This is a genomic window from Devosia sp., assembly GCF_017307495.1.
In the GTDB taxonomy this organism is placed as follows: Bacteria; Pseudomonadota; Alphaproteobacteria; order Rhizobiales; family Devosiaceae; genus Devosia_A.
On the sequence record NZ_JAFKHE010000017.1, the window covers coordinates 109553 to 125092 of the forward strand.

Here is a 15540-nt window from a genome sequence, read left to right on the forward strand (position 1 = left end):
CCCTGAATTCATCCGAAGTTCTACGGGGTTTGACGATCGCCGGGCAAGGCTCCTTGGGTCGGATGGCGCAGCGCGCGCCGCCCGCCCGGTCTCGGCGGAGGGCAAATGAAAAGGGCCGCGACTGGCGCGGCCCCTCGAGGAGGATCGGCTGGAGCGATCAGGCCGCCATAGCCTTCTGCAGGTTGGCGTCGACGGCATCGAGGAAGCCGAGCGTCGACAGCCACGTCTGGTCGGGGCCGACGAGGAGCGCGAGGTCCTTGGTCATCTGCCCGGCCTCGACGGTGTCGATGCAGACCTTCTCGAGCGTCGCGGCGAACTTCGCCAGTTCGGCATTGCCATCGAGCTTGGCGCGGTGTGCGAGGCCACGAGTCCAGGCGAAGATCGAGGCGATGGAGTTGGTCGAGGTCTCCTTGCCCTGCTGGTGCTGGCGGTAGTGGCGGGTCACGGTGCCATGCGCCGCCTCGGCCTCGACGATCTTGCCATCGGGGGTCATCAGCACCGAGGTCATCAGGCCGAGCGAGCCGAAGCCCTGCGCGACGATGTCGGACTGCACGTCGCCGTCGTAGTTCTTGCAGGCCCAGACGTAGCCGCCCGACCACTTCAGCGCCGAGGCGACCATGTCGTCGATCAGGCGGTGCTCGTACCAGATCTTCAGTTCGTCGAACTTGGCCTTGTAGTCGCGCTCGAAGATCTCCTGGAAGATGTCCTTGAAGCGACCGTCATAGGCCTTGAGGATGGTGTTCTTGGTCGAGAGGTAGCACGGCACCTTGCGGTTGATGGCGTAGTTGAACGAGGCGTGGGCGAAATCGCGGATCGACTCGTCGAGGTTGTACATGGCCATCGCGACGCCGGCGCCGGGGGCCTGGAACACTTCGTGCTCGATGACCTTGCCGTCTTCGCCGGCGAACTTGATGGTCAGCGTGCCCTTGCCGGGGAAGGTGAAGTCGGTGGCCTTGTACTGGTCGCCGAAGGCATGGCGGCCGACGATGATCGGCTGGGTCCAGCCGGGCACCAGGCGCGGCACGTTCTTGCAGATGATCGGCTCGCGGAAGATCACGCCGCCCAGGATGTTGCGGATGGTGCCGTTAGGCGACTTCCACATCTTCTTGAGCTTGAACTCCTCGACGCGCGCCTCGTCCGGCGTGATGGTCGCGCACTTGATGCCGACGCCATGCGTCTTGATGGCGTTGGCGGCGTCGATCGTCACCTGGTCATTGGTGGCGTCGCGGTTCTGGACGCTCAGGTCGTAGTACTCGATCTTCAGGTCGAGGTAGGGGAGGATCAGCTTGTCCTTGATGGCCTGCCAGATGATGCGGGTCATTTCGTCGCCATCGAGGTCGACGACGGGATTCTGGACTACGATCTTGGCCATGCGGAACTCCTTGCCGGCGGGGACAATGTGACGCGCCGGCTAATAGCATGAAATCGGCCGCGCGGAAGCCGGCGAAGGGCCGCGCCGGGGCGGCGCAGCCCAAGATGCGGGGCGCTGGGGCCTCCGGGCCCAGACGCGGGCGCGCGGCCCTAGAACCGGAAGTTCAGTCCCGCCTGCACCGTCCCCAGGCTATGCGTATAGTCGTAGGTCCAGCCCGGCGGCAGGGCGTCGGGGCCGTAGTCGAAGCTGGTGCTGGCGGTCTGGAACTGCACATGGGTGTATTCGGTGAACACCGAGACGGTGTCGGTCAGGCGGTGTTCGAGGCCGGCGCCGATGCTCCAGCCGTTACGGATGGCATCGACGCTGTCGGCGACGAGACCCCAGCGCTCGTCGACGCTGCCATAGTTGAACTGGCCAGCCACCACGCCGGCGCTGACATAGCCGAGCAGTTGCGACTGGAACAGGTAACCGGCGCGGGCCGACAGGCTGGTGAGCGCAGTGGCGTTGGACGACACCAGCTCGTCCACCTTCATGAACGAATCGCCGTCGGAATTGGTGACCGAATGCTGCAGCCTGAGGCCGAGCACGGCCTGGTCCAGTTGCAGGTCGAAGCCCGCCTGGAGGCTGGGATAGGGATGCCAGCCGGCATAGGCGGCAGCCTCATAACCGCCATAGCCCTGCTGGGGCGGCGAGTACTGGTCGGTCGACAGGTAGCCGACATCGAGCCCGGCTCCGACATAGGCGCCCGTCCAGGATCGCTCTACGGAGGGCCCTTCGGCTCGAGCCAGCGCCGTGGCCGACATCACGGCAAGGACCGACAGTGCGGCAAGTCTCATTGATGCGTGGATAGTCATGCCCGCCCCGAATGCACGATTCGTGTGATAACGTTGTCCGTCAGCTACGGGCGGTCGCCGGACCGGTCAAGCACGTACCGACGTCGATCATACAGGAGGTCCTGGAGTTGACACTGTGCATATACACAGCCATCTATGCCCGATGCGTGATGACTTCAGCCTCTGCATGGTCTCCAACACCCGCATGGCGGCGCGGGCGATCACCCGGCGCTACGATGCGTTTGCGCGGCCGTTCGGAATCACCTCGACGCAGTTCTCGGTGATGGGACTGATCGTGGCCTCGGGAGAGCGCAATGTCAGCGAACTGGCGGAGGCGCGCGGCTTCGAACGCACCACGCTTACCCGCAACCTCGACCGGCTGCAGAAGATGGGGCTGATCGCCTCGCAACCGGCGGACCATGGCAATGGCCGCATCTGCAGCCTCACAGACAAAGGCAGGACGCTGGTCGACGAGATGCTGCCGCGCTGGCGGCAGGCGCAGGCCGACGTCCGGGCCGAACTCGGCCTCGACGACTTCAGCGACACCATCAATACCCTGCAGCGCATCGCTGCCCTTTGAACCCCGGCCCGCGACGGACGATCTCCGCCCGGGACCGTGTAGCTACACAGCATGGAGAGACCGATGTCCGCACAATCCGATCCGATCGTTGTCACGGGAATGGGGGTCGTCAGCCCGCTGGGTACGGGCGTCGAGACCGTGTGGTCGCGCCTGATCGCGGGCAAGAGCGGGATCGTCAGGAACACCCGCTTCGACGTGACGAACTTCTCCGCCAAGATCGCCGGACTGGTCCCGACCAGGGAAACCGACCCGGAGGGGTTCGATCCGCTGGTCGCGATCGACCCCAAGGATCTGAAGAAGATGGACCTGTTCATCCAGTACGGCCTCGTCGCGGCACAGGAGGCGCTGCAGCAGGCCAACTGGTTCCCCGAGAGCGAAGCGGACCAGGCGGCGACGGCGACGATCATCGGCACTGGCGTCGGTGGATCGCCGGTGATGGCCGAAGCGGTGCAGACGATCATCGAGAAGGGACCGCGCCGGCTGTCGCCGTTCACCGTGCCGGCCTTCCTTGCCAACCTCGCGGCCGGATGGGTCTCGATCAAGTACGGCTTCAAGGGCCCGATCGGGGCGCCGGTCACGGCCTGCGCGGCGTCCGGGCAGGCGATCGGCGACGGCATGCGGCTGATCCTCACCGGCGAGGCCGAGGTTGCCGTGGTGGGCGGCGCCGAGGGCTCGATCGATCCGATCTCGGTGGGCGGGTTCGGCGCGGCGCGGGCCTTGGCGACGGCGTTCAACGATGACCCCGAAGCCGCGTCGCGTCCGTTCGATCGCCGGCGCGATGGGTTCGTCCTGGCAGAGGGGGCGGCGATCATGGTGATCGAGCGGCTGAGCCACGCGCAGGCCCGCGGTGCAACCCCGCTCGCGATACTCTCCGGTTACGGGACCTCGGCCGATGCCTATCACCTGACGGCAGGCGAGCCGACCGGGGCCGGGGCGCAGGTGGCGATGCGCAACGCGCTCAGGATGGCCGGTATCTCGCCGGGCGAGATCGACTACATCAATGCGCACTCAACCTCGACCAGCGTCGGCGACGCGGCGGAACTGGCCGGGATCGGCGCGGTGTTCGCCAATCGCGGCAAGGATCTAGCGATCTCGTCGACCAAGTCGGCCACCGGCCACCTGATGGGCGCGGCCGGCGCGATCGAGGCGGTGTTCTCGGTGCTGGCGATCCGCAACGGCATCGTGCCGCCCACCCGCAACCTCGAGGATCCCGATGTGGGCGAGCGCTTCGACCTCGTGCCGAAGGTGGCCAAGCACAAGACGGTGCGGCACGCACTGTCGAACGCCTTCGGCTTCGGTGGGGTGAATGCCTCCCTGGTGTTTTCGGCGATCTCGGTGCGCTCCTCCCCTTGAGGGGAGGGGGTGGGGGCCATCGGTGATCGCCGCACCACCCCCTCCCTCAATCCCTCCCCTCAAGGGGGAGGGAGGCGCTGGCTGCGGCGGCTGTCGGACTATTTCGGCGGTAGCGCGGCGACCCAGCGTTCGGCGGTTGTGAGCCAGTCGCGAAGGTGGTCGTCTTCCTCGATGGCTTCGGCGTCGACCCAGATGAAGCCGCGCATCACCTTCTCGCCATGGATCATCTGGGTGGCGCCGGGGCGGGCGAGGGCAGCCTCGTTGTTGTCCTTGCCGACGCTGAGCAGGATGCGGCCATCCTTCCTGCAGCCGACCAGGATGTGGCCGTTGAGCAGGAAGGTCAGGCCGCCGAACATGGTCTTCTCGGTGATGCGCGGATCGCCGTCGAGGATGTCGCGGATGCGGTCGGCCAGATACGCCATGGCGGTGGAGGTAGCGGACATCAGCGCGGCTCCCGATAGGTGTCGTGCCAGGGCAGGTCCGGGTCGACATGATCCCAGGCCCGGTGGCTGCGCGCGAAGATCATCTGGTTGGGCGCGAACCAGCCGCTGTCGGGGCCGAACAGGCCGACCGGCAGCATGGCGAGTTCGGGAGCGCGGCTGGAGCGCGCATAGAGCGGGGTGCCGCAGGTGGGGCAGAACCAGCGGGTGAGCGTGGCGCCCGAGTGAGCCACCCGCCCGAAGCTGGCCGTCGGTCCGGTAACCGTAAGGTCACCCATGGCGACGAGGGCCACGCTGGCGTGGCCGGTGCCGGTGGACCGCTGGCAGTCCTCGCAGGAGCACAGGAACATCGAGCGGACCCGCCCGGCCACGGCGAGCGTCACCTGCCCGCAAGCGCAGCGGGCGCTGACGTCGATCTGTGGCTTGTCCAAGGAGGCCATGACTGAGCTGACAACAGCTCGACCAGATCCGCAAGCTTGATCCGGGGGGCCGCCCCCACTAGGAGGATGCCATGGCCTATGCCCCCCACCTTCCGGTCGAGACCGAGCGCCTGCGGCTGCGGCCGTTCACCCGGGGCGATGTCGACGCCGTGTTCGACTATCGGCGACGCGAGGACGTGGCGCGCTACCTGTTCGACGGGCCGATGTCGCACGAGAGTGTCGCGGAGGCGCTGCAGGCGCGGGTCGGGCACGACACGCTCGACGGCGATGGCTCCAAGATCTTTCTCGCGGTGGAGCACAAGGTGACGCATCGGCTCATCGGCGAGGTGTCGCTGATCCTGCGCGATGCGGCGAACCGGCAGGGCGAGATCGGCTACATCTTCCATCCCGACCACCACGGTCACGGTTTCGCGACCGAGGCGGCGCGCGCACTGCTGGAGATGGGCTTCGCCGGAGCCGGGCTGCACCGAATCTATGCCCGGTGCGCCGCGGCCAACACGGCCTCGTGGAAGGTGATGGAGCGGCTCGGCATGCGGCGCGAAGCGCACTTCCGGGAGCACATCTTCGTCAGGGGCGCGTGGGACGAGGAGTTCGTCTATGCCGTGCTCGAAGGCGAATGGCGCGCGGGCGCGGGGCGCTGACGCCGGGGCAAGATATTCCACCCGCTTTGCCGGAACTGCCATCCAACCGTCGCGTTCTCGTCGCATGGTGTGGGCGAGGGAAGGAGCAAAGCATGACTGTGCCAGACTTTCCGATCGAGACGAAACGGCTCGTCCTCAGGCCCTTCCTGAAGTCGGACCTCGAGGCCGTGATGCAGTATCACGCCCTGCCGGAGGTCCAGCGCTACCTCGACTGGAAGGCGCGGGATCGCGTGGAGGTGAAGTCGGCGCTTGAGGCGATGGTGCAGCAGCACCGGTTCCAGCGGCCGGGCGATGCGGTGATCCTGGCGCTGGTGCGCAGGGCGGACAATGCACTCATCGGGCAGGCCTCGCTGCGCTGGGTCGATGCCACGGCCGGTCAGGCCGAACTGCGCTTCATCGTCGGGCCGGCACAGCGGCGGCAGGGGTATGCGCGCGAAGCGGTGCGCGAGATGCTCGACCTCGGCTTCGAGCAGCTCGGCCTGCATCGGGTGTTCGCGCGCTGCTCGGCGCGCAACCAGGCGTCCGCCAACCTGCTGCGCAGCGTCGGCATGCGGCTCGAGGCGCACTATCGCGAGCATGCCCTGTTCCAGGGCGAGTGGGACGAGGAACTGCATTTCGCCATCCTCGACCGCGAGTGGCTGCGTGGCAGCAAGGTGAAGGAAATCCACCGGAACATGGTCGCCTGAGCCGGCGCGGCTCGGGCGGGCAGGCAGCATCGGCCAAGTCGGCGGGTGCCGAAACAGTTTCGCTCGCCGACCGCCCGATGTATGAGGCCAGGCGCGCGGAGCGCAACCGGATCACGGCCGGTGGCTCCAGCGCGCATAACAGAGGCTCTTTCGAAAGGCCCCTCGCGCCATGGCCGGCACCGACAAATCGCTGGAGTTCACCTATCGGCCGAGCCCGGCGATCATCCTGTGCGAGCCGCAACTGGGCGAGAATGTCGGCACGACGGCCCGAGCCATGGCCAATTTCGGCCTGTGGGACCTGCGGCTGGTCAATCCGCGCGACGGCTGGCCCAACGAGCGCGCCATCGCGGCCGCTTCCCGCGCCGACCACGTGATCGAAAAGGTACGCGTGTTCGCGACGGTGGAGGAGGCGATTGCCGACCTGTCGCTGGTGTTCGCCACCACGGCGCGCCGTCGCGACATGCAGAAGGTGGTGTATGGGCCGGAGGAGGGGGCGCAGCGCCTCATCTCGCATATCGCCGGTGGGGCGAAGGCGGGCCTGCTGTTCGGGCGCGAGCGGTGGGGCCTGTATAATGAGGAGGTCGCGCTGTCGGACGCGATAGTGACCTTCCCCGTCGAGGCGGCGTTTGCCTCGCTGAACATCGCGCAGGCGGTGCTGCTGATGGCCTATGAATGGCGCCGGCAGTTCGACAAGGGCGAGGTGCTGCCTTTCGAGGGGGGGCTGGATCCGGCCGCGCCGCGTGAGGAACTGATCGGGCTCTTTCACCACCTCGAGCAGACGCTCGATCGCACCGGCTTCTTCAAGACCGACGACAAGCGGCCGACCATGGTCGACAACCTGCGCAACGCCTTCACCCGGGCGCAGCTCTCGACGCAGGAAATCCGCACCCTGCGCGGGGTGATCTCGTCGATCGACCGCGCCCACTTGAGGCAGGGACGGCTCGCCAGGAAAGGCGACCGGTCAACGGAATAGGTCGCGACCCGGCACGATTGACGTAGGTCAACCTCTCCCGCTGCGGCGCGGCGGATAGTGAATTGCCCCGAAATCGGTTGCCGGCAAAGGCGCCGACCCGGCGGCGATACAGGAGGAGAAGTTGCCCAACAACTGTAGCCTTATCGTCGGTGCCCTGGTTGCCATGAGCCTTGCCACACCGGGCATCGCCCAGGACAACCAGCTGGGAGCCGACACTTACCGCGTCGCCTGTGCGGTGTGTCACGGATCGTCCGGGCAGGGGGATGGCGAGTTCGCCAGCGTCCTCACCGTCAGGCCGCCCGATCTGACCAGGCTCAGCGCCAGGAACGACGGCGTCTTCCCGTACCTCAAGGTGTTCCAGACGATTGATGGACGGGCGTCCGTCAAGGCCCACGGGACAGCGATCATGCCGATCTGGGGCGACACGTTCACGAGGGAGATCGGGCAGGCGGCAGGTCCGTTCGGCTCCGAGCTGCTCGTCCGGGCGAGGATCGTCGCGCTCGTCGACTACGTCGAGTCGCTGCAGCGGTAAGACGGGCAGGGGGCGCGGACCGGTTCCCGCGGCCCCACCGGCGTTCGCGGCGGTGACAGGACGAATGAGCGGCGATCTCCTTTGACGGGGCCGGTCGGCCGTGCGACATGGCGTCGCCATGACCGAGCACCGCCCATCCGAGCCATCCAAGCTCGCCTTCACCTACCGCAACTTCCGCTTCTTCTGGGCGACGACGCTGCTGGTCAGCTTCGCGGTGCAGATCATGTCGGTGTCGATCGCCTGGCAGATCTACGACGTGACCGGCGAGCCGTTCCTGCTCGGGCTGGTGGGGCTGTGCCTGTTCCTGCCGGCGCTGCTGCTGATCCTCGTGACCGGGCTGGCCGCCGACCGCTTCAACCGGCGGCGCATCATGGCCATCTGCCTCACCGTGGAACTGCTGTGCGCGCTGGGGTTCCTGGCCTTCGCCAATGCGCAGGAGCACGAGGTGTGGCCGATCTTCGGCATTCTCGCGGTGCTGGGCACGGCACGCGCTTTCTGGGGCCCGGCAGCGCAGTCGCTGGCGCCGAACCTGGTGCCGCCGGAGGCGCTTTCCAACGCGATCACCGTCAATGCCTCGGCCTGGCAGTTCGCCTCGATCGTGGGGCCGGCGACCGGCGGGCTGCTCTATGGCATTTCGCCGTCGGTGGCGTTCGGGACCGGCGGGGTCCTGCTGATCATCGCGATCGGCGCCGTGCTGATGATCTCCAGGCCGCCCCAGCGGGGCGCACACCAGGCGGCGAGCCTGGCGACGATGCTGGCGGGCTTCCGCTACATCTTTTCGAACAAGGTGGTGCTGGGCGCGATCTCGCTCGACATGTTCGCGGTGTTGATGGGCGGCGCGGTGGCGCTGCTGCCCGTATACGCCAAGGACATCCTGCATGCCGGTCCGGCCGAACTCGGCTACCTGCGGGCGGCGCCGGGGGTGGGCGCGATCCTGATGGCGCTGCTGCTCACGCGCTTTCCGATCCGTGACCACGCGGGTCGGCTGCTGTTCCTGTTCGTGGGCCTGTTCGGTGCGTTCACGGTGCTGTTCGGGCTCTCGACCAGCATCTGGCTGTCGGTGGTCGCGCTGGCGCTGGTGGGCGCGTCCGACATGGTGAGCGTCACCATCCGCGAGACCATCATGCAGCTGTGGACGCCTGAGGAAGTGCGCGGAAGGGTAAACGCGGTGAATTCGGTATTCATCGGCGCCTCCAACGAGCTCGGCGAGTTCCGGGCCGGCACGGTGGCGCACCTGATCGGGCCGGTGCCCGCCGTGGTGATGGGCGGCGTCGGCTCGATCGCGATCGCCGTCATCTGGAGCCAGCTGTTCACCGGCCTGCGCCAGCAGCGCACGCTGAATCGGCGGATGGTCGAGGGCTAGCGCCTGGACAGTCGTGCCGCTTGACTTCCTGGCTTCACACAACTATCACGCGCCCACTTGTCGGGCCTCCGGACCCTACGAGCGCACCCGGGATTCCCAACAGTCGTGGAATCTGTCGGTCCGATCCGCAAGGACGGGCAGAGGAGGGCGCAATCACTTTCGACAACCTGAAAGGATTACGATGTCGAAGCGCATTGAAGCCAAGCACAAGATCGACCGTCGCCTTGGCGAGAACCTGTGGGGCCGTCCGGCCTCGCCGCTGAACAACCGCGCCTACGGCCCCGGCCAGCACGGCCAGCGTCGCAAGGGCAAGACTTCGGACTACGGCCTGCAGCTGCGCGCCAAGCAGAAGCTCAAGGGCTACTACGGCTCGATCACCGAGAAGAGCTTCAAGAAGCTCTACGCCGAGGCCGCCCGCGTGAAGGGTGATACCGGCGAGAACCTGATCGGCCTGCTCGAGAGCCGTCTCGACGCCATCGTCTATCGCGCCAAGTTCGTGCCGACCGTGTTCGCGGCGCGCCAGTTCGTGTCGCACGGCCACATCATGGTCAACGGCAAGCGCGTCAACATTCCGTCGTACCAGGTGAAGGTTGGCGACAAGGTCGAGATTCGCGAGCGCTCCAAGCAGCTCGGCATCGTGCTCGAAGCCAACCAGCTGGCCGAGCGCGACGTGCCCGAGTACATCGAGGCCGATCACTCCAAGCAGACCGCGACCTACGTGCGCGTCCCGGCCCTCGCCGACGTTCCCTATCCGGTCCAGATGGAACCGAATCTCGTCGTCGAATTCTATTCGCGCTAAGCGCGCAACAATCCGCCGAATTCGCAAAGGGCCGTCCGCATGGGCGGCCCTTTCGCTTTGACTTTTCGTGACAGGCGACCGGGTTGCATGGTTATTTTCCATCGAAGGGAAGTCTCGAAAGGCAAATTCGGTGCGTTTTCTGGCGAGATTGGCCTCGCACGGCCGAAAGCCGGCCGTCGTTACGGATGCCGGTGAACTCGATTACGAGGCTCTCCTGGGGCTCGTGGGCGCGCGCCACGATGAACTCGCGGCTGCCGGCATCGGACCGACCAGCGTGGTCGGGCTCGAGATCGAAGACGAGGTCGAGCACCTGGTCTTCTCGCTGGCGCTTCTTGCGGCGGGCGCCAGTCACATGACGCTTGCGACGCATGACCCGGTTGCGGTCAAGCAAACGCTGGCGGCGCGGTCGGGGATGACCCACCATGTTGCGGCGGGCCAGGTGACGGCCCGGGGAGGCGCCGGGCCCGCGCAGCCGCCTCTTGAAGGAGTTGTCTACCTGAAGACCTCCGGCACCACCGGCGACATGAACATCGTCGCCTTTACCGAGACGCAGATCGGCGAGCAGTCCGGCCGGCACCCCGAATACGCCGGCGAGCGCCTGCTTCGTCTCGCATCCATCGAGCACAACAACTCCACGCGCCACCGGCTGTACTGTGCCTTCATGGGCGGGGTGAACGTGTTTCGCCCCCACGGCGAGTTCGACGTGGCCGACTTCTGCCGCCGCCATGCGGTCACCTGCCTCGACATCTCGCGCATGCATGCCTCGGACCTGGCCAACCGCGGCGGCATTGGGCGTTTCGAGGGTGTGAAGCTGAGAACGGGAGGTTCTGCCATCCCGATCGATGTCAGGCGGGCCATCGAGCAGCGCGTGACCCCGTTGCTGTTCGTGAGATACGCCTCGACCGAGAGCGGCGCGATCGCCATGGCTGGGCCGGGCGAGCACGACGAGGACGAGAGCGTGGGCCGTCCTTTGCCCGGCGTCGAGCTCGAGGTCGTCGATGCCGACAACAGGCCCGTGCCGCCGGGAACCACGGGGCGGATCCGGCTCCGGGCCGCCGGCATGGCCACGGGCTACCTGGGTGGCGGCGAGCAGTCCGCAGCACGCTTCCGCGACGGCTGGTTCTGGCCGGGCGACGTTGGCCTGTTGCGTTCGGACGGCCGTCTGGTCGTGCAGGGACGGCAGGACGACATGATGATCCTCAACGGCCTCAATATCTTTCCCAGCGAGATCGAGAGGGTGCTCGAGCGTCACCCGGCCGTCAGCGTCGCGGCAGCGCTCCCTCTTGCCTCGACGGTGCACGGGCAGATCCCCGTAGCGGCGGTTGAACTCCGGCCGGGGGCCCAGGTCACCGCACGGGAACTGCAGGACTATGCGCGAGGACAACTGGCCTTGCGGGCGCCGCGCAAGGTCCTGGTGCTCGACGCGCTGCCGCGCAACAGCCAGGGCAAGATCCTTCGCCGCGAGATCGCAAGTGCCTTCCAGAAGGCGCTGCCGCGGACATGACAGACGCGACAGGGACCGAGGAGACGCCCCTGCTTGCCCGGCTGCGTGCCTTCGCCTTGGAGGGGAGGGAGGCCGCGAGCGGGGACGGGGTATCGATCGGCTACGCGGAGTTGCTCGAGCGCGTCGAGGCTGCGGCAGGCGGGCTTGCGGCGGCGGGCATCGGCGGCGGAAGCACCGTCGGCATTTCCATAGCCGATGATCTTCAGCACCTCATCGTCGCCCTTGCCGCTGTCCGGGTCGGAGCCTGGCAGGTCACCCTGGCGACGCATGATCCGGTCCGCTCACGCCAGCACATCGCCGAGCGCGTGGGGGTAACGCAGGTCATCGCGGCTGACGCGGCCGATGCACTGCCGGGTATCCGCAGCATCGCCTGGCCCGTGTCGGGCGGCGCAAAGGTCACCGACGTCGCCGAAGGGGGAGTCCTGCTCCTGACATCAGGCACGACGGGAGCAGCAAACCTGGTCCCACTCAGCAGCCACGAGCTGCTGATCCAGGCAGCGCGGAACTCCGAGTACGCAAGCGGTCGCCTCTTCAAGCCGGCTGCGATCGAGCACAACAACTCCAAGCGGCACCGGCTGTACTGCCTGGCCATGGGCGGGACCAACGTGTGCCGGCCCGCCGGCCCGTTCGACACCATCGCCTATTGCCGGCGGCATGCCGTGACGACGCTCGACCTGTCGCTGATGCAGGCGGCCGACCTGGCGGCAGGCTCGACGTCCGGAGCGCTCGGCGATACCGCCGTCAGGGTCAGCGGTTCGGCAGTGCCATACGCGTTGCGCCGACGGATCGAGCAGAACCTCGCCCGGCGACTCTATGTCCGCTACGGCTCGACCGAGTCGGGGACGATCTCCATTGCCGGTCCCGGCGAACACGACGAAACGGGATCGGTGGGGCGGGTGGCTCCCGGCCTCGCGGTCGAGATCGTCGATGCCGCAGGGGCCGCCCTGCCGGCCGGCGAGGTGGGACATGTCCGGATGCGGGGCGCAGGCATCGCGCAGGGCTATGTCGATGGGGCCGAGCAGACCGCCAAGCGGTTCCGTGACGGCTGGTTCTGGCCCGGCGACATGGGCAGTCTCGACGAAGGCGGCCGGCTGACGATCGGTGGCCGGGCCGACGACATGATCAATCTCAACGGGATCAACATCTTTCCAGCCGAGATCGAGCAAGTCCTGGAGGCGCATCCGGACGTGGCCGGCGCCGCTGCACTCCCGTTGGTCTCCAGTATCCACGGACAAATTCCGGTCGCGGCTGTTGAACTTCGTCCCGGTGGGGTAGTCACCGATCGTGAACTCGTGGCATATGCGCGGGAACATCTTGCGTTGCGGGCGCCACGGCGCATCGTCGTCCTTGACCAGTTGCCAAGGAACAGCCAGGGCAAGATCCTACGGCGGGAGATAGCTGCGAAGTTCTCGAATCCGGGGAGCGAACGTTGACGGGAGCAGATATTCGCGTGGTGATCGCAGACGCGCTTGTCTATGCGTCGGTCCCGCGGTTCAGGGACAGCGCCGAGCAGGCCGATTTCGTTGCCGGCAGGCGCGATATTCGGATGGCCGACCTCGAGATCGACAGTCTCGCCGCGATGGAATTGTGCATCGCGATCGAGACCAACTCGGGTGTCTCGATCGCGCCGGGCGAACTCGCCGAGGTCGCGTCCCTCGGAGCCCTGGCCGAGCGCGTGGAGAGGGCGCTTGCTACTTGAGACCTACAATGGGCTTGTGAGCCAGTCCCGCTCGCTCAACGACATCCACCGCATCAACATCGCCTTCGGCAACACCATGACGCCGCAGGAAGTCGTAGAGCTCGAGGAGAGCCTGTTCGTCGGCGACTACACCCTGCCGCCCATGCGGGACGATCGCACGTTCAACGACAGGGAACTGATGGTCGCCGCCCGCGAATGGATCGAGCAGACGCTCACACACCTCAAGTTGATGAGGAAGGCCGAGGCCGAGCCGTTCCTGCGGCGCGACGTCCGCAAGAGCGTCACGCTGTACAGTGATGGCGGGGACCCGGACGACAAGACCCTGATCATCGCCCTTCCGGGCGCGAACCATCGACTGATGATGCCGATTCCGTCGCTGTTGCAGGCCCTGCCGGCAGATCGGGCCGACGTCCTGTTCATTCGCGATGGCACGCGGTCAGGCTATCGCCAGGGCCTCGAGGGGCTGGCGTCGTCGATAGATACGCTAGGTCCGGCGATTCCCCGGCTCATCGACATCTCGCGCTACCGACGCCTTGCAGGCCTCGGTGTCAGCGCCGGCGGGCTGCCGAGCCTGCTGCTGGGCCTGCAGATGGGCTCCGGCGCTGTGCTGGTCTGCGGCGGCGGCAGTCCCAACGATCCGCGATGGGTCCGGCCCGGCCAGGCATTGCCCGCCGATACCCTGCGCGCGGCTGCCGAACGCGGGATCGATGCGAAACTGACCATCGCGTTCGGCACCCACTCCGATCCCGACCGCGCCTCGGCCCGGGATATCTGCGCTTGCCTCGGCATCGAGCCGCTTGAGGTCTCGAGCCGAAGCGAAGAGGTCAGGCACAACATCCTGCATCCGCTCGCGCTGGACGGGCTTCTCCCGGCTTTCCTTGCCGATCGCCTGGGGTTGTGAGCGGCCACCGGGGCGGCCGCTCGGAGGTCACGAGGTCGCGGCCTGCGAGACGGACTCCTTGATCGGAGCCTGGTCGGCGGGGATGAAACTCTCGAAGCGCTGCAGGCGCTGGTAGATCGACATCAGTTCCACGATCGTGGTCCAGGCGCGGGCGAAGAACTGGAAGCTCGAGGCGACCTGGCCGAAGGCGTTCTGCACCTGCTGGTAGATGCCCAGCGTCAGGGTGCCGGCGAGGATCGAAGGCGACAGCGTCAGCAGCGGCACGTAGGCCGCAACCTGCAGGTAGGCGTAGCGGGCCAGGTTGAAGTACGTGTAGTGGAAGTAGAGCCGGAAGTAGTTCCGCTGCACGTTGGCGAACAGCTGCCGGAACGTGGGTGGGTCGGCGCGCGTGGGGTCGTCCTCGCCATATACCAGCTCCTTGCGCAGGGCCGCCTCGACCTTCTGGTTCTCGAAATTGAGCCCTGGCAGCTTGATGCCGACGACCCACAGCAGGACCGTGCCGAAGGCGGCGACAACCAGCGACACCCAGACCAGGCTGCCGGGGACCGCGCCGATCAGCGGCAGCTCCGAAACGTGCTTGGAAAGCTCCCAGAGGATGGGGAGGAAGACCACGAGGGTGATGAGCGAGGAGACAAAGCTCGTGCCCAGGTCCTCGACGATCGAGGCAAAGCGCATGGTGTCCTCCTGCACGCGCTGGGCCGAACCCTCGACGGTACGCAGCGAAGGCCAGTAGGCCATGTAGTAGGAGGTCATCGCCTTGCGCCAGCGGAAGACGTAGTGCGAGGTGAAGAAGGCCAGCAGCACCAGGAAGATGATGTTGGGCAGCAGCACGGCCATGATGTTGATCACATAGGGCCAGTACTGCTCGGGCGGCACGGATCTGGGCTGCGACAGGGCCTGCTGGACGACGTTGAAGAAGCCGCCCTGCCAGTCGTTGACCCAGGCGTCGATCTGCACCTGGCCGTAGACCGAGAGCATCAGCGCGGTGGTGCCGACCACGCTCCACCAGTACCATTCGTTGCGACGGTAGAAGTACCAGAACACGCAGAAGATCACGGCGAACATCAGGATGAACTGATATTCCCAGATCTTGCCGCCGTTGAGGAAGTTGCGGTCCTCGACGACGCAGTTGGCGGGAGCCGCCGTCTGCGCGGGGGCGGGACTTGCGGTGCTGGCCGGCGCGTTGGGGTTGGCCTGATCGGTTGCCGGAGGGGCGCCCGCGTCGGTGGCGCCGGCCGGGACCTGGTCCGGCGCGCAGATCGCGGGAGCGAGGAAGCGGTCGATGCTGATCGCCGAACGCAAGGGCGCACCGCCGCCGAAGAACAGCACGATCGCGATCAGCAGCAGCACTACGGCCGACGGGAAGAACAACTTCGGTTCGGGGAAGAACGAGCGGAACACGCGGCGACTCCTTGGGGTTCCGG

General features: G+C 66.8%; 17 protein-coding genes. 12 read left to right on the forward strand and 5 right to left on the reverse strand.

Annotation, left to right across the window (positions count from 1 at the left end; all coding sequences use genetic code 11):
- Positions 1-157: 157 nt before the first annotated feature.
- Both J0I99_RS10090 and J0I99_RS10095 read right to left on the reverse strand, forming a co-directional pair.
- Complete coding sequence (locus J0I99_RS10090) at positions 158-1372, reverse strand: NADP-dependent isocitrate dehydrogenase (RefSeq protein ID WP_291397360.1); 1215 nt, start codon at positions 1370-1372, stop codon at positions 158-160.
- 149 nt (positions 1373-1521) lie between these two features.
- On the reverse strand, positions 1522-2208 hold the full coding sequence (locus J0I99_RS10095) for an outer membrane beta-barrel protein (protein WP_291397362.1): 687 nt from the start codon (positions 2206-2208) through the stop codon (positions 1522-1524).
- Positions 2209-2368: 160 nt separating this feature from the next.
- Between J0I99_RS10095 and J0I99_RS10100 the strand changes: the two genes are divergently transcribed.
- Together J0I99_RS10100 and fabF are read left to right on the forward strand one after the other, a co-directional pair.
- Positions 2369-2785, forward strand: coding sequence for a MarR family winged helix-turn-helix transcriptional regulator (locus tag J0I99_RS10100; protein WP_291397364.1), 417 nt, complete (start codon positions 2369-2371; stop codon positions 2783-2785).
- Positions 2786-2848: 63 nt separating this feature from the next.
- The gene (gene fabF / locus J0I99_RS10105) at positions 2849-4138 is read left to right on the forward strand and encodes a beta-ketoacyl-ACP synthase II (RefSeq protein ID WP_291392340.1); all 1290 of its coding nucleotides are present in this window, start codon (positions 2849-2851) and stop codon (positions 4136-4138) included.
- A 98-nt stretch (positions 4139-4236) separates the two neighbouring features.
- On the opposite strand, the gene J0I99_RS10110 is transcribed toward fabF, so the two are convergent.
- The gene (locus J0I99_RS10110; protein ID WP_291397366.1) at positions 4237-4581 is read right to left on the reverse strand and encodes a TfoX/Sxy family protein; all 345 of its coding nucleotides are present in this window, start codon (positions 4579-4581) and stop codon (positions 4237-4239) included.
- Positions 4581-5018 (reverse strand): GFA family protein, encoded by a 438-nt coding sequence (locus J0I99_RS10115; protein WP_291397368.1) that lies wholly within the window; start codon positions 5016-5018, stop codon positions 4581-4583. The genes J0I99_RS10110 and J0I99_RS10115 overlap by 1 nt, the downstream gene beginning before the upstream one ends.
- Positions 5019-5089: 71 nt before the next feature.
- On the opposite strand from J0I99_RS10115, the gene J0I99_RS10120 reads away from it, so the two are divergent.
- From J0I99_RS10120 to J0I99_RS10165, 10 genes are all read left to right on the forward strand, one after another.
- Entirely contained in the window at positions 5090-5659 is a 570-nt protein-coding gene (locus J0I99_RS10120) for a GNAT family protein (RefSeq protein WP_291397369.1), read from the forward strand.
- A 92-nt stretch (positions 5660-5751) separates the two neighbouring features.
- Positions 5752-6345 carry a GNAT family protein gene (locus tag J0I99_RS10125; RefSeq protein WP_291397371.1) on the forward strand — a complete coding sequence of 198 codons (594 nt, stop codon included), beginning with the start codon at positions 5752-5754 and terminating at the stop codon, positions 6343-6345.
- 169 nt (positions 6346-6514) lie between these two features.
- Positions 6515-7318, forward strand: coding sequence for an RNA methyltransferase (locus J0I99_RS10130; protein ID WP_291392332.1), 804 nt, complete (start codon positions 6515-6517; stop codon positions 7316-7318).
- 121 nt (positions 7319-7439) lie between these two features.
- Entirely contained in the window at positions 7440-7850 is a 411-nt protein-coding gene (locus tag J0I99_RS10135) for a c-type cytochrome (RefSeq protein WP_291392331.1), read from the forward strand.
- 118 nt (positions 7851-7968) lie between these two features.
- Complete coding sequence (locus J0I99_RS10140; protein WP_291397373.1) at positions 7969-9213, forward strand: MFS transporter; 1245 nt, start codon at positions 7969-7971, stop codon at positions 9211-9213.
- Positions 9214-9394: 181 nt separating this feature from the next.
- Positions 9395-10012, forward strand: coding sequence for a 30S ribosomal protein S4 (gene rpsD, locus J0I99_RS10145; RefSeq protein WP_291392328.1), 618 nt, complete (start codon positions 9395-9397; stop codon positions 10010-10012).
- A 130-nt stretch (positions 10013-10142) separates the two neighbouring features.
- A complete protein-coding gene (locus J0I99_RS10150) occupies positions 10143-11516 on the forward strand; it encodes a class I adenylate-forming enzyme family protein (RefSeq protein WP_291397375.1) in 1374 nt (457 codons plus the stop codon).
- Complete coding sequence (locus tag J0I99_RS10155; protein ID WP_291397377.1) at positions 11513-12949, forward strand: class I adenylate-forming enzyme family protein; 1437 nt, start codon at positions 11513-11515, stop codon at positions 12947-12949. The genes J0I99_RS10150 and J0I99_RS10155 overlap by 4 nt, the downstream gene beginning before the upstream one ends.
- Positions 12946-13215, forward strand: coding sequence for an acyl carrier protein (locus J0I99_RS10160; protein WP_291393486.1), 270 nt, complete (start codon positions 12946-12948; stop codon positions 13213-13215). Before J0I99_RS10155 ends, J0I99_RS10160 begins: the two co-directional genes overlap by 4 nt.
- Positions 13216-13231: 16 nt before the next feature.
- Entirely contained in the window at positions 13232-14116 is an 885-nt protein-coding gene (locus J0I99_RS10165; protein ID WP_291397379.1) for a hypothetical protein, read from the forward strand.
- 27 nt (positions 14117-14143) lie between these two features.
- Here the strand turns inward: J0I99_RS10165 and J0I99_RS10170 are convergent, their stop codons facing one another.
- The gene (locus J0I99_RS10170) at positions 14144-15517 is read right to left on the reverse strand and encodes a putative transporter (protein WP_291393488.1); all 1374 of its coding nucleotides are present in this window, start codon (positions 15515-15517) and stop codon (positions 14144-14146) included.
- Positions 15518-15540: the final 23 nt, after the last annotated feature.

What these genes read in the sequence shown, in the direction of transcription:
- J0I99_RS10130 (WP_291392332.1), top strand. Translation starts at nt 6,515, where the DNA reads ATGGCCGGCACCGACAAATCGCTGGAGTTCACCTATCGGCCGAGCCCG.
- fabF (WP_291392340.1), top strand. Translation starts at nt 2,849, where the DNA reads ATGTCCGCACAATCCGATCCGATCGTTGTCACGGGAATGGGGGTCGTC.
- J0I99_RS10115 (WP_291397368.1), bottom strand. Translation starts at nt 5,018, where the DNA reads ATGGCCTCCTTGGACAAGCCACAGATCGACGTCAGCGCCCGCTGCGCT.
- J0I99_RS10125 (WP_291397371.1), top strand. Translation starts at nt 5,752, where the DNA reads ATGACTGTGCCAGACTTTCCGATCGAGACGAAACGGCTCGTCCTCAGG.
- J0I99_RS10110 (WP_291397366.1), bottom strand. Translation starts at nt 4,581, where the DNA reads ATGTCCGCTACCTCCACCGCCATGGCGTATCTGGCCGACCGCATCCGC.
- rpsD (WP_291392328.1), top strand. Translation starts at nt 9,395, where the DNA reads ATGTCGAAGCGCATTGAAGCCAAGCACAAGATCGACCGTCGCCTTGGC.
- J0I99_RS10100 (WP_291397364.1), top strand. Translation starts at nt 2,369, where the DNA reads ATGCGTGATGACTTCAGCCTCTGCATGGTCTCCAACACCCGCATGGCG.
- J0I99_RS10140 (WP_291397373.1), top strand. Translation starts at nt 7,969, where the DNA reads ATGACCGAGCACCGCCCATCCGAGCCATCCAAGCTCGCCTTCACCTAC.
- J0I99_RS10120 (WP_291397369.1), top strand. Translation starts at nt 5,090, where the DNA reads ATGGCCTATGCCCCCCACCTTCCGGTCGAGACCGAGCGCCTGCGGCTG.
- J0I99_RS10090 (WP_291397360.1), bottom strand. Translation starts at nt 1,372, where the DNA reads ATGGCCAAGATCGTAGTCCAGAATCCCGTCGTCGACCTCGATGGCGAC.
- J0I99_RS10155 (WP_291397377.1), top strand. Translation starts at nt 11,513, where the DNA reads ATGACAGACGCGACAGGGACCGAGGAGACGCCCCTGCTTGCCCGGCTG.
- J0I99_RS10095 (WP_291397362.1), bottom strand. Translation starts at nt 2,208, where the DNA reads ATGAGACTTGCCGCACTGTCGGTCCTTGCCGTGATGTCGGCCACGGCG.